This window comes from Pseudomonas sp. J452 (assembly GCF_024666525.1).
In the GTDB taxonomy this organism is placed as follows: domain Bacteria; phylum Pseudomonadota; class Gammaproteobacteria; order Pseudomonadales; family Pseudomonadaceae; genus Aquipseudomonas.
In genome coordinates, this window is sequence record NZ_CP088294.1 from 3318181 (window position 1) to 3330285 (window position 12105).

The following is a 12105-nucleotide window of genomic DNA, read 5'->3' on the forward strand; positions in this document are numbered from 1 at the left end:
TACTGCGCTTGGCATCGAGCAAACGCGAGCAGCTGATCAAAACCGCCCAGGCGCTGTTCTATCGGGTGGGCTATCACGCCACCGGTATTGATCGAATCCTGGCTGAGTCCGGGGTGGCGAAGATGACCCTGTACAAGCACTTCCGCTCCAAGGATGAGTTGATTCTGGCCGTGCTGGACGCGCGCCAACAGGTGCTGCTCGAGCAGTTGCAGGCGCTGCGCCTCAACCTGCCGCCGCGTGAAGCGCTGCTGGCGATCTTCGATGGTCTGCATGCCTGGATCCATCAGGAGGATTTTTGCGGTTGCAGCTTCATCAATGCGGCGGCTGAGTTCCAGGCGCGGGAACACCCTATTCACCGCCAGGCGGCGCAGGCCAAGGCGGCAGTCGCCGGTCATTTCCGGCTATTGCTGCAGGCCATGGCAGTTGCTCAACCCCAGCAACTGACCAATCAGTTGCAGTTTCTGTTTGAAGGCGCCTTGAGCATCGCGCACCTGCAGGGCCCGGCTGATCAAGCTAAGGAGGCCAAGGCTGCTGCTGTGGCGCTGCTGGCCATCGCCGGCGCCTGAGAACCTGCTTACGATCTCCTGGCCGTCGGCCATACAGCGTTAAAAACAACCTCGGAATGCTCATTTACAGCTCGTAAACTCCGCTTCCTCTGTTGTTTTGACCAGCCGGAGGCTGTTACTGGCGTAGCGCCTTGTCTGGCTCTAGTCCAAAAGATCGTAAACAGGTTCTAACTCAGTTGTTGCCGCCCAGCAGGCGCGACTCACCGGCCTCGATAGCCTGCAGCGGGCCGGACAGCAGCACCGCATCGCCTTCCTGCAGTAGCGGGTCGCTGTCCAGCGGCAGGTTATTGCCATCGCGGCGTACGGCTTGTACCTCCAGCCCCAGTGTTTCCAGGGCCAGGCTTTGCAAGTGCTGGCCGCAGCCATGGGCGCTGGTCGGCAGGTTGACTGCATGCAGCAGTACGCGTGGCTGGCCCTGGGCATCCAGCAGGTTGGCCTGGGCGCCATGGTAGAAGCCGTGCAGCAGGCGATAGCGACTGCGGCGTACTTCATCCATGTGCATCTGTACCCGGTGCTCGGCCACGCCCAGCAGGACCAGGGCGTGGGAGGCCAGCATCAGGCTCGATTCCAGGACTTCCGGCACCACTTCGGTAGCGCCCGCAGCCTGCAGTTCGGCCAGGCGGCTGTCATCGCGGGTGCGCACCAGAATCGGCAAGGTGGCGCATTGCAGGCGTACCTGCTCGACTATCGCCAGGGCCGCATCGGCCTTGTCCACGGCCACCACCAGCAGGCGCGCGCGGGCAATGCCGACGGCTTCGAGCAGTTCGCGGCGGCGCGAGTCGCCGTAATGCACATTCTCCTCGCCGGCACAGGCTTCCTCGACCCGCACCGGGTCGTCATCCAGGGCGATAAACGGCAGGTGTTCGCGTTGCAGGAAGCGCGCGATCGACTGGCCGACCCGGCCATAGCCGCAGATCACCACATGGCCGCTGAGTTCGCGGCTACTGCCGGCGATCTCCTCGATCTGGCTCTGCCGAGTGGTGCCGGCGTGCAAGCGCCTGGCCAGCAGCGGGGCGCTGCGCATAAGTAGGGGAGTGAGTGCCATCGAGCAGAAGGCTGCGGCCAGGAGCAGGCTGCCACTGCGCTCATCCAGCAGCTTTACCTGGTGCATGAGGGCAACCAGGGCGAAGAAGAACTCGCCAGCCTGGGCCAGGGACAGCCCTGTGCGCCAGGCGGTTTCGCCATTCTCACCGCGCAGCCTGACCAGCAACGCAATCAGCAGGCCCTTGATGGCCAGCAGGCCGAGGGTCACGCCGAGAATCGTCCAGCCATGCTCGGCGAACAGGCGCAGGTCGATCAGCATGCCGACGCTGACGAAGAACAGGCCGAGCAGGATGTCGCGGAACGGGCGGATATCCGCTTCGATCTGGTGGCGATAGTGGCTCTCGCCGAGCAGCATGCCAGCGAGAAACGCGCCGAGCGCCATGGACAGCCCGAGCAGATGAGTCAGCCAGGCAGTCAGCAGGACGATGACCAGGGCCAGCATGACGAAGAGTTCTGCCGAGTGGGCTTCGGCAACCTCGCGGAACAACCTGGGCAGCAGCCAGCGGCTGGCCAGCAGCAGGCCGAAAAAGAGCAGGGCGGTCTTGCCCAGGGTGAGTGGCAGGGCCCAGTACCAGGGCTCATCACTGCTACCGGCGATGGCGGGCACCAGAGTCAGCAGCAGTACGGCAACCAGATCCTGGAACAGCAGCACGCCGATCGCGTTCTGCCCGTGGCCACTGAATATCTCGCCCAGGCTGCTCAGTTCCTTGCTGACGATGGCCGTGGATGACAGCGCCAGGCCCAGCCCGAGAAGCGCGGCAATGGCTGCTGACAGACCGAACAGATACAGCGTGCCACTCAAGGCTGCACCACACAGCAGCACCTGCGCGCTGCCCAGGCCGAACACGGTGTGGCGCAGGGCGAGCATGCGCGGCAGGGAGAATTCCAGGCCGAGGGTGAACAGCAGGAACACCACGCCCAGTTCAGCCAGGAGAGGCAGGTCCTGCGAGTGGCTGATCCAGTTCAGTGCGGTCGGCCCGATCAGCAAGCCGACACACAGGTAGCCGAGTACCGGAGGCAGGCGCAGGCGGCGAAAGAGGGCGATAACTACCAGTGAGCAGGCGAGGATGATCAGCAGGTCGGCGAACAAGATACTTCTCCCTTGGTTGCCCGCGAGCATGCCCAAGCCATTGGTCGGCGTCCATGGCAACAGCCGCGTCTGTTGATCCAGGGCAAGTCAGACCGTTTGTCGCTGACGGCTCAAGTTTTCTTCTGTCGCGCCGCCAACGGATTGAATGTCCTACACCGGTACACCGCCATGAATGCTCTGGCCTCGCTGTCGCCCTCTTTTTCCGGCTCCTCGCCGCTGAACAACCACTCCGGCTCGCGCTCTGCTGCTAATAATGCGCAGAACACGCTGGCCAATCGTCTTGCCGAACGCCTGGGCCTGCAGCCAGGGGCGCTGAATGGCAAGCGCGATGATTTTTCCCCGGACAAGGTGACTGAGCGGGTTATCGGTTTCATCGAACAGCGCCTGAAAAGCGAAGCGGCTGCCGGCGCCGACCCGCAGGAGCTGCAGTCCTTGTTCGACCAGGCTCGCGAAGGTGTGGAAAAGGGCTTTGCCGAGGCGCGCAAGATTCTCGACGGCATGGGCGTGTTGCAAGGCAAGGTCGCCGAAGATATCGATACGACCTACGACAAGATCCAGGACGGCTTGCAGGGCCTGCAGGACGGACTGCTGTCCGCCCCGGCAGCCAATAATGGCGGTACCGTTGCGCTGGCGGCCTACAGCGAACGTTTCGCTGCCATGGCGGAAACCTTCGATATGCAGGTGACCACCCGTGACGGTGATCGACTGAGTATTTCCATCGCCCAGGCTTCTGCCAGCTGGTCGCAGACCAGCGTGGCCGCGGTGAGCAATGGCAATGGTTCTGCAGTGGTGGCCAGCAGCCAGTCCGGCAGCATGCAGATCGGTGCTTGGCAGGTGACGGTCGAAGGCGAGTTGGATGCGGAAGAGCGTGCAGCCCTTGAGGATCTGTTCGGTCAGGTGCAGGACCTGTCCAGCAAGTTCTACGCAGGCGACCTTGCCGGTGCTTTCGATCGGGCTATGCAGCTGGACATGGATGGCACGCAATTGGCCTCCATGTCGCTCAGCCTGACCCAGACCAGCGTGCGCCAGGCTACCGATGCCTACAGCGCGGTGGCCGAGCAGGGCGGTCAGCCGGCCAGCGCAGTCAACGGTGCGCTGGTCGATTACGCCCAGGGCCTGCTGGATGCCCTGCGCAGCGCCAACGAGATTACTGAGGATGCCAAGGGCACCCTGCAGCAGTTGCTCGACGGTGGTTTCAGTCTCGACGAGCGCTTCGGCGAGTCGCTGCTGGACAAGGCCAAGGCGCTCAATGAGCGTTTGCTGGATGGCCTGCAAGGCCTTCTGCAGCCTGAGGCCGAGCCCGTCGTTGCCTGAGGGCGGTGTAAACTTGCAGCTCTGAGTGCTGCAAGAGACACCTGCCATGATTCCCGAATGCCAACTTTTCGGCACCCTGGGCTGCCACCTCTGTGAGGTGGCGGAAGCGGTGCTGATGCCCTTTGTTGAACACGGTCTGCTGGTTGAGCTGGTGGATATTGCCGATCGCGAAGATTGGGTCGAACACTACGGCCTGCGTATTCCCGTGTTGCGCCGCTGCGACAGCGGGGCCGAGCTGGATTGGCCATTCGAGGCCGAGCAGGTGGCGCACTTCCTGCGTTAGTGCGGCCGTGGTGACTTGAGTGCTTGATATTTAAAACGGGTGATGCGTATTTTGTACGCAGAGCAGTACAGACCCCGTGAATAACAAGGACAAGAGTCATGACCACCGACGGCCGCAGTTCGCTCCAGGAGCGCTTGACCGGTATCAACGAAGTCGAATGTGTAACCCCGGACCTGAATGGTGTGCCGCGAGGCAAGGTCATGACAGCCGAGGGTTTCCTCGAGGGACGTCGGTTGCAACTGGCCCGTGGCGTAATGCTGCAATGCATCATGGGCGGTTACCCGCCCGCACGTTTTTATGGCAGTGATGATGGCGACCTGCAGCTCAGCAGCGCGCCAGAGCGGGTGTTCCGTTTGCCCTGGAGCAATCCGCCAAGGGCTATGGCGATCTGTGATGCGGACGAGCTGGATGGGCGCAGCTCAGGGTTGTCGACCCGTGGCCTGCTCAAGCGCGTCCTGGCTGCTTACGCCGAACATGGCTGGGAGCCGGTGGTGGCCACCGAGCTGGAATTCTTCATCTTCGACAAGCACAGCGACCCTCAGCAGCCATTTCAGCCCCCTGTGGGCCTGGATGGGCGCCGCGAGAGCGGTTGTTCGGCGTTCAGTGTGTCTTCTGGCAATGGCTTGCGGCCGTTCCTCGATGAGGTCTACAGCAGCATGGCGGCCCTGGGGTTGCCGCGCGATACCTTCATGCATGAAATGGGCGTCAGTCAGTTCGAGATCAATCTGCTGCATGGCGATGCCTTGCTGATCGCCGACCAGACCTTCCTGTTCAAGCACCTGCTGCGTGAGGTGGGGCTCAAACATGGCCTCAATGTGGTGTTCATGGCCAAGCCGCTGGCGCATACGCCAGGCAGCTCGATGCATATCCATCAGAGTGTGGTCGAGCAGGTGGCAGGGCGGAATATCTTCACCGATGCCGCCGGCGAGGCGACACCGGCTTTCTATCACTTCATCGGTGGGCAGCAGGCGGCACTGGCCGAGTTTGCCTTGCTGTTTGCGCCCAACGTGAACTCCTACCAGCGTTTCTGCCACCCCTATGCGTCACCGAACAACGCCTGCTGGTCGAATGACAACCGTGCGGCGGGTTTGCGCATCCCGGCCAGCGCACCGGCGGCGCGGCGGGTGGAAAACCGTCTGCCGGGTGCGGATGCCAACCCTTACCTGGCCTTGGCGGCGAGCCTGGCTGCCGGGCTGCATGGCCTGCGCGAGCAGGTGCAGCCGACTGCACCGATTCAAGGGGAGTTCGAGGTGCCGGAAGGGCAGAGCCTGCCATGCACCCTGCATGCGGCCCTGGCGCGCCTGCAAGGCAGCCAGTTGGCGCGCGAGTGGTTTGGTCAGGAGTTCATCGAGGGCTATATCGCCAGCAAGACGCTGGAGCTGAGCAGCTTCCTCGATGAAATTACCCCGTGGGAGCGTCGTGTGCTGGCGGGGCAGGTCTAAAAACCTGTTTGCGAGGCCAGGCAGCGTTAAACGCAGTCTGGCCTGGCTCTGCTAAACAGCATCTAAATCCTCGACGGGTGGCTCTGTGTGCAGAGCCGTTAATCGTCGCTGCGGCGGGCCTCGCGCTGCAGTTGGTAGACGAAGCGTTCAACCTGGCGCTGTTCCAGGCCGCTCATGCGGTAGAAGCGCATGCCGGTAAAGCTCATGCCGGTTTTTTCATCGAAGTACAGATGGCGCAACTCTGCCGAGGCGGTCATCGCGCCGAACGGCAATTGTATGCGCAGGCCTTCATACACCTGGCCCGGTTGCAGGCGCGAGGTGATGTCACCCTGGAAGCGCAGTTTGCAGCCGGTGGCGGAGATATCCAGTACCTGCCCCTTGAGGGCTGGGGTCAGCTTGCTGCCGGATAACTCTACGCTGAGCAGCTGGCCAGCGCTGAGGTGGGCGCGGAATGCATTGCGCCGCTGGTGGTAGATGATCCGCTCTGGCATGTAGCTCCAGTAGCAACGGGCACCTTCCAGGTCGCCAATCTTGACCGGGTCTTCGCACTCCCAGGCAATCCGCACGCCATCGTGCAGGCCTTCGACGTGAAAGGTCTCGCCGGCAGCGAAAAACCGTTCGCCATCATTCGGTACCAGTTCGTCGAAAGCCACTACGCCACGCTCGCGATTCACCTCGATCAGGTAGCTCTGAAAGCGTTGGTTGCGATCCTTGAACGTGATGATCAGCGGGTCGTGGCTCTGTTGCAGCAGGCGCAGGTTGGCGAAGACTTCCAGGGGTGCGGTGAGCACCTTGGGAGGTTGTGGGCCATCTTCCTCGTTGAATGCATTGGACACGGTCCAAAAATCTCCAGGCACAAATTATTGCGGCAGTAGAATACTGGCATATTGCCTGTATGTCCTGCCGTACTGAATCGTTAGATCAGGCTTGGCTGAGCGGGCGCTGCTGGCCGATTCTAGCGGCCCCGCCACGGCTGTCATAGAGGCCAGGTGTCTCGCCGCCGCGCAAAATACCGAGCACGCTAGTCAGGGAGGCCTGATTGGCGCGTATCACGCGGCCATTGCGCTGGTTGGCATCGCGGCAGCTGGCCAGGAGCTGATTCAGCTCGTCGCTGCGGGCAAGCAGTGCTTCGCCATCCGGGCTGCGTGCTGCCAGAGCCTGCAGGCCTGCACGATCTGCGCTCAGTTGCTGTTCGCGCAGGTATTTGCTGCGCGCGGCGCTGTGCTGATCCAGGAGGGTGAGCAGGGGGAGTTTGCTGGCGAGGATTTCCTGCAGGCGGGGCAGGTCGCGCTGACCCAGGGCCTGGTATTCGGCATCGATCAGCTCAAGCAGTTGCTGGGCGCTGTCGATATCCTCGGTGACAAGTTGGAGCAGATTGGTGTCGTGCATCGCTGGCTCTGGGGATTGGGCGTCCAGTCTCCCCAGCGCAGCCCTTGGACTAGCGCTGGGATTCGAAATCGAGCAGTTTGCCGGCAACCCGCTGGCTGTCGACCTGGTAGCTGCCCTCGGCAATCGCTTGCTTGAGCTTGGCCACGCGTTCTTTATCGACGGTCGGCAGGTCGCGCAGTTTGTCGCTGACTTTTTGCAACTGCTGAGCCTCGCGGCTGAGCTGTACGGACTCGCCGGTTTTCGCCGTGCTGGCCTGCTCTTCAGCAGTCGGCAGGGCGGTGGACTGATTGTTTACGGCTTCGTTACGGCCGCTGGACTGGGTGCTACCGGTCCGCCCTGCATTGGCGGGTGTGGCGGCATTGTTCAGCCGGTTGAAGTCGATAACCATGATTCAAACCTCGGACGGTATCTGGACGCTTGCCAAGCTTGTCGGCTGGATCCGTCGAAACTTTAGGGCGCTTTAGTGTGCGTTGTTTAACAGTGTAGGAAACCCTTGGCCAATAGCGCTACAAGAATCATGCCTACATTTCTACCTCAACCTGTCCAGGCCCCACTACGCGTGCCCTGACGGTACGTTGCGAGCGCTGGTTACGAATACTGATCTGCTCGCCGAGAACCCCGTCCGAGAGGGCTTCGCCAGACATGCGCACGCTGATCGTACCACTGCGTGCGGTGATCACAACCTGATCGCCACGGCGAATCGACTCAGCTAATTCCAGACTCGCAGGGGTCAAAACCTGATCAGCTTGCAGCGGGCGTGTCAGTTTTTTGCCGATAGCCTGCTCGGCGTCGGTCAGATAGCCTCGGCTGAGCGGTCCGATGTCCTGCTCGATCATGCTTACGTCGGCCGGCCCCAATACCTGATCACGCTTGAGCGGGCGGGTGGCTACGACGATTGGCCGGAACAGGCGCACCTGGGCGGGGACGAATACCGTCCAGGGTGAACTGCCTTCGCAACTGACTTTGACGGTAACGCGGCCTACCGGCTGCGCGGGACTTTCCAGGCTTTGCGTCAAATCGCTGTCGCAAGCTGCCAGGCGTAGCCGCGGGTCGAGTGGATTGATACGAATCTCATAGCGCGCCTGGATTTCGCTACGCTCTAGATAGTCTTCTACCGTGTACTCAAGAAAGCCTTCGCTGGCGCCGATAAGCTCCTCAGGCAGCGTGAATGACCCGGCATGCAGCGAGCTGTAGCCGAGTAGGCACAAAGCAGGTAAAACTCCGGCAAGAGTGCGGCGTTTTGCCATCAGGCGTCGGGAAAGTGTCGTTATCGCGTTCATGCTGACAGCAAAGCAAGGCTCGTGCCGCCTGCTACGCTAGAGCAAAGCGTCCGGTTACATACAATAAAAGGAGTCTGGGCATGGCCGGAGTATTGGACTCGGTTAACCAACGTACTCAGTTAGTCGGGCAGAATCGTTTGGAGTTGCTGCTGTTCCGTCTTGAGGGGCAGCAGTTGTATGGCATCAACGTATTCAAGGTGAAGGAGGTGCTGCAGTGCCCCAAACTCACCATCATGCCCAAGTCCAGTCGGGTGGTGCGCGGTGTTGCCAATATCCGCGGCGGCACTATCCCGATCATGGATCTGTCCATGGCGACCGGACGTGCCGGTCTGGATGACCTGAAGAACAGCTTCGTCATCATCACTGAGTACAACACCAAGGTTCAGGGCTTTCTGGTGCGTTCGGTCGAGCGCATCGTCAACATGAACTGGGAAGAAATCCATCCGCCACCCAAGGGCACCGGGCGCGACCATTACCTGACGGCAGTGACGCGTGTGGACAATCAGTTGGTGGAAATCATCGACGTGGAGAAAATCCTCGCCGAAGTCGCGCCCATGTCTGAAGCCATATCCGAGGGCGTGGTGGATACCGCAACCCAGGCCAAGGCGGTATCGCTGCGGGTGCTGATCTGCGACGACTCCTCGGTGGCGCGCAAGCAGGTGTCACGTTGCCTGGAAAGCATCGGGGTCGAAGTGGTCGCGCTCAATGATGGGCGCCAGGCCTATGATTACCTGCGCAAGCTGGTCGAAGAAGGCAAAAATCCGGCAGAAGAGTTTCTCATGCTGATTTCTGACATCGAGATGCCGGAAATGGATGGCTACACCCTGACAGCGGAGATTCGTGCCGATCCACGGATGCAGAAGCTGCACGTGATTCTGCATACTTCGCTGTCCGGCGTGTTCAACCAGGCCATGGTGAAGAAGGTGGGGGCGGATGACTTCCTGGCGAAGTTCCGCCCGGATGACCTGGCTTCCCGCGTGGTTGAGCGCATCCGTGTCGCAGATGAGGGCTGAGGGCGCTGCCTTCGGTAGTAACTATGTATGGTGAGGCGGCATTAGTGTCTTCAGGCAATTTGGATTTCGAGCAGTTCCGGACCTTCCTGGAGAAGGCGTGCGGTATTTTGCTGGGTAGCAACAAGCAGTACCTGGTTTCCAGCCGTCTCAACAAGCTGATGGAACAGCAAGGCATCAAGACGCTTGGCGAGCTTGTGCAGAAAATGCAGACGCAGCCGCGTGGCGGTCTGCGCGAGCAGGTCGTGGATGCCATGACCACCAACGAAACCCTGTGGTTTCGTGATACCTACCCCTTCGAAGTACTGAAGAACCGGGTATTGCCGGAGATGATCAAGGCCTCGCCGAACCAGCGCCTGCGCATCTGGTCGGCAGCCTGTTCTTCGGGGCAGGAGCCTTACTCGCTATCGATGACCATCGACGAATTCGAAAAGAGCAATCTGGGGCAGCTCAAGGCTGGCGTGCAGATTGTCGCTACCGATCTGTCGCCCTCGATGCTGACCAACTGCAAGTCGGGTGAGTACGACAGCCTGGCAATGGGCCGAGGGTTGTCGCAGGAACGTCTGCAGCGCTATTTCGACCCTAAGGGGCCGGGCCGCTGGGCGATCAAGGCACCGATCAAGAGTCGTGTGGAGTTCCGCCCGTTAAACCTGCTGGAAAGCTATGCGGCGCTGGGCAAGTTCGACGTCGTGTTCTGCCGCAACGTGCTGATCTACTTCTCCGCCGAGGTGAAGAAGGACATCCTCACGCGCATCCATGCCACGCTGAAACCAGGGGGCTATCTGTTCCTCGGTGCCTCCGAGGCGCTGAATGCCCTGCCGGATCTGTATCAGATGGTGCAGTGCAGTCCGGGGATCATCTACAAGGTGAAGTAACGCCCGCAGCGTTAGCGAGAAACAAACGGGAGGCCAGTGGCCTCCCGTTTTCGTTTGTGCGGCAAACGCTTTGCCTGGTATTGCCGCTTGTCTTGCCAATAGCGGAAAAGCTTTGCCGCTTGCCGCTTTTCTAGACCCTGTATTTACTCTAATTCATTGATAAATAAGGGTAATAAATATTGGCATAGCCTTTGCTAAATATCTGGCACAGCACCACCAGATCGCCCAACGGCAAAGGTTCAAGGTCATGAGCATCAGCTTCGACAACGCACTCGGTATCCATGAAAAGGCACTCGGCTTCCGCGCCCAGCGCGCCGAGGTGCTGGCCAACAATATCGCCAACGCCGATACGCCGAACTACCGGGCCCGCGATCTGGACTTCGCCGCCGTGCTGGCCGAGCAGAATGACAAGACCACACGCAAGCAGGTCGGTCTCAGCCTTACCGACAGCCAGCACATTGCTGTCGCGGGTATCGAACTGGCCGACCCGGCGCTGCGCTTCCGTACCCCGTTCCACCCGTCCATCGATCAGAACACCGTCGACATGCAGCAGGAGCAAGCCAGCTACGCCGAGAATTCGGTGCAGTTCCAGGCCAGCTTCACCCTGCTCAACAGCAAATTCAAAGGGCTGGTCGGCGCCCTGCGCGGCGAATAAGGGAGATACCAAACATGTCACTTGCCAGTGTCTTCAACATTGCCGGAACCGGCATGAGCGCCCAGAGCACTCGCCTGAACACCATCTCCAGCAACATCGCCAACGCCGAGACGGTGTCTTCCAGCATCAACCAGACCTACCGTGCGCGCCACCCGGTATTCGCCACCATGTTTGAGTCGAGCATGCAGGGCGACCGTGGTTCGCTGTTTGCCGAGCAGGACGAGGCCGGTCGCGGCGTGCAGGTGTTGGGCATCGTCGAGGATCAGAGCAGCCTGATGCCGCGCTACGAGCCGAACCATCCGGCAGCCGATGAGAAAGGTTACGTGTACTACCCGAACGTCAACGTGGTTGAGGAAATGGCCGACATGATTTCTGCCAGTCGTGCCTTCCAGACCAACGTGGAAATGATGAATACCGCCAAGCAGATGATGCAGCGCGTACTGACCCTGGGCCAGTAAGCCGCGAACGAGGAGCAAGACCATGAGCGTTAGTGGCGTCAGTTCGGCCCTGGATCAATACCAGATCAAGCAGGACACCACCCAGAACAAGGACCTTGGCAAGAACGAGTTCCTCAACCTGCTGGTGGCTCAGTTGAATAACCAGAATCCGCTGGAGCCGCAGGGCAACGGTGAGTTCATCGCCCAGCTGGCACAGTTCAGCCAGGTCGAGGGCATTGAAAATCTCAACACCAGCATGGGCGCACTGCTGTCCGGCTATCAGTCGTCGCAGGCTCTGCAGGCCTCCTCGCTGGTCGGGCACAAGGTGATAGTGCCAACCGAGAAGGCGGTTGTGGATACCAGCGAGACGTTCAAAGGCAGCCTGGTATTGCCGGAAACCAGCAGCAACGTCTACGTCAACATCTATGACAGCACGGGAGCCACGGTGAATCGCGTCAACCTGGGGCAACAGGCTGCCGGCAATATCAGCTTCATGTGGGACGGCAAGGATGCCAGCGGCAAAGTCATGCCGCCTGGCACCTACAAGTTCGAAGCACAGGCCAGCTACGCCGATGGCACCAAGGGGCTCTACACCTTGCTGCCGGCCAACGTCGACAGCGTCACCCTCGGGCAAAACGGTGGCGAGCTGATGTTGAACCTCGCGGGGCTGGGCAGCGTGCCGCTGTCGCAGGTCCAGGTCATCGGTCAATAACGCACAGA

Annotated in this window: 14 protein-coding genes; 9 read left to right on the forward strand and 5 right to left on the reverse strand. The window is 60.7% G+C overall.

All coding sequences use genetic code 11. From position 1 onward, the window contains the following. Positions 1-8: 8 nt before the first annotated feature. A complete protein-coding gene (locus LRS11_RS15050; RefSeq protein WP_260493736.1) occupies positions 9-566 on the forward strand; it encodes a TetR/AcrR family transcriptional regulator in 558 nt (185 codons plus the stop codon). Positions 567-738: 172 nt separating this feature from the next. Here the strand turns inward: LRS11_RS15050 and LRS11_RS15055 are convergent, their stop codons facing one another. Further along, positions 739-2700: a monovalent cation:proton antiporter family protein gene (locus tag LRS11_RS15055; protein ID WP_260493737.1), complete on the reverse strand. Its 1962-nt coding sequence runs from the start codon at positions 2698-2700 to the stop codon at positions 739-741. A 168-nt stretch (positions 2701-2868) separates the two neighbouring features. Here LRS11_RS15055 and LRS11_RS15060 point away from each other — a divergent pair, with 168 nt between their 5' ends. The 3 genes from LRS11_RS15060 to LRS11_RS15070 all read left to right on the forward strand — a co-directional run bounded on the left by LRS11_RS15060 (position 2869) and on the right by LRS11_RS15070 (position 5739). Continuing rightward, a complete protein-coding gene (locus LRS11_RS15060) occupies positions 2869-4014 on the forward strand; it encodes a DUF5610 domain-containing protein (protein WP_260493738.1) in 1146 nt (381 codons plus the stop codon). A 46-nt stretch (positions 4015-4060) separates the two neighbouring features. Beyond that, positions 4061-4297 (forward strand): glutaredoxin family protein, encoded by a 237-nt coding sequence (locus LRS11_RS15065; RefSeq protein ID WP_260493739.1) that lies wholly within the window; start codon positions 4061-4063, stop codon positions 4295-4297. Positions 4298-4395: 98 nt separating this feature from the next. Then, a complete protein-coding gene (locus LRS11_RS15070) occupies positions 4396-5739 on the forward strand; it encodes a glutamine synthetase family protein (protein WP_260493740.1) in 1344 nt (447 codons plus the stop codon). Between the two features lie 98 nt (positions 5740-5837). Here LRS11_RS15070 and LRS11_RS15075 read toward each other — a convergent pair whose 3' ends face one another. From LRS11_RS15075 to flgA, 4 genes are all read right to left on the reverse strand, one after another. After that, on the reverse strand, positions 5838-6575 hold the full coding sequence (locus tag LRS11_RS15075; protein ID WP_260493741.1) for a flagellar brake protein: 738 nt from the start codon (positions 6573-6575) through the stop codon (positions 5838-5840). 85 nt (positions 6576-6660) lie between these two features. Then, positions 6661-7128 carry a flagella synthesis protein FlgN gene (locus LRS11_RS15080; RefSeq protein WP_260493742.1) on the reverse strand — a complete coding sequence of 156 codons (468 nt, stop codon included), beginning with the start codon at positions 7126-7128 and terminating at the stop codon, positions 6661-6663. A gap of 49 nt (positions 7129-7177) precedes the next feature. Then, complete coding sequence (gene flgM / locus LRS11_RS15085; RefSeq protein ID WP_260493743.1) at positions 7178-7516, reverse strand: flagellar biosynthesis anti-sigma factor FlgM; 339 nt, start codon at positions 7514-7516, stop codon at positions 7178-7180. A 133-nt stretch (positions 7517-7649) separates the two neighbouring features. After that, complete coding sequence (flgA, locus tag LRS11_RS15090) at positions 7650-8408, reverse strand: flagellar basal body P-ring formation chaperone FlgA (protein WP_260493744.1); 759 nt, start codon at positions 8406-8408, stop codon at positions 7650-7652. 80 nt (positions 8409-8488) lie between these two features. On the opposite strand from flgA, the gene LRS11_RS15095 reads away from it, so the two are divergent. The 5 genes from LRS11_RS15095 (at position 8489) to flgD (ending at position 12097) form a co-directional block, all read left to right on the forward strand. Then, a complete protein-coding gene (locus LRS11_RS15095) occupies positions 8489-9421 on the forward strand; it encodes a chemotaxis protein CheV (RefSeq protein ID WP_260493745.1) in 933 nt (310 codons plus the stop codon). 44 nt (positions 9422-9465) lie between these two features. Then, positions 9466-10293 (forward strand): protein-glutamate O-methyltransferase CheR, encoded by an 828-nt coding sequence (gene cheR, locus LRS11_RS15100; RefSeq protein WP_260493746.1) that lies wholly within the window; start codon positions 9466-9468, stop codon positions 10291-10293. 247 nt (positions 10294-10540) lie between these two features. Beyond that, entirely contained in the window at positions 10541-10948 is a 408-nt protein-coding gene (gene flgB / locus LRS11_RS15105) for a flagellar basal body rod protein FlgB (protein WP_260493747.1), read from the forward strand. A gap of 14 nt (positions 10949-10962) precedes the next feature. After that, on the forward strand, positions 10963-11406 hold the full coding sequence (gene flgC / locus LRS11_RS15110; protein WP_260493748.1) for a flagellar basal body rod protein FlgC: 444 nt from the start codon (positions 10963-10965) through the stop codon (positions 11404-11406). Positions 11407-11428: 22 nt separating this feature from the next. After that, entirely contained in the window at positions 11429-12097 is a 669-nt protein-coding gene (flgD, locus tag LRS11_RS15115; RefSeq protein WP_260493749.1) for a flagellar hook assembly protein FlgD, read from the forward strand. The last annotated feature ends 8 nt before the right edge of the window (positions 12098-12105 follow it).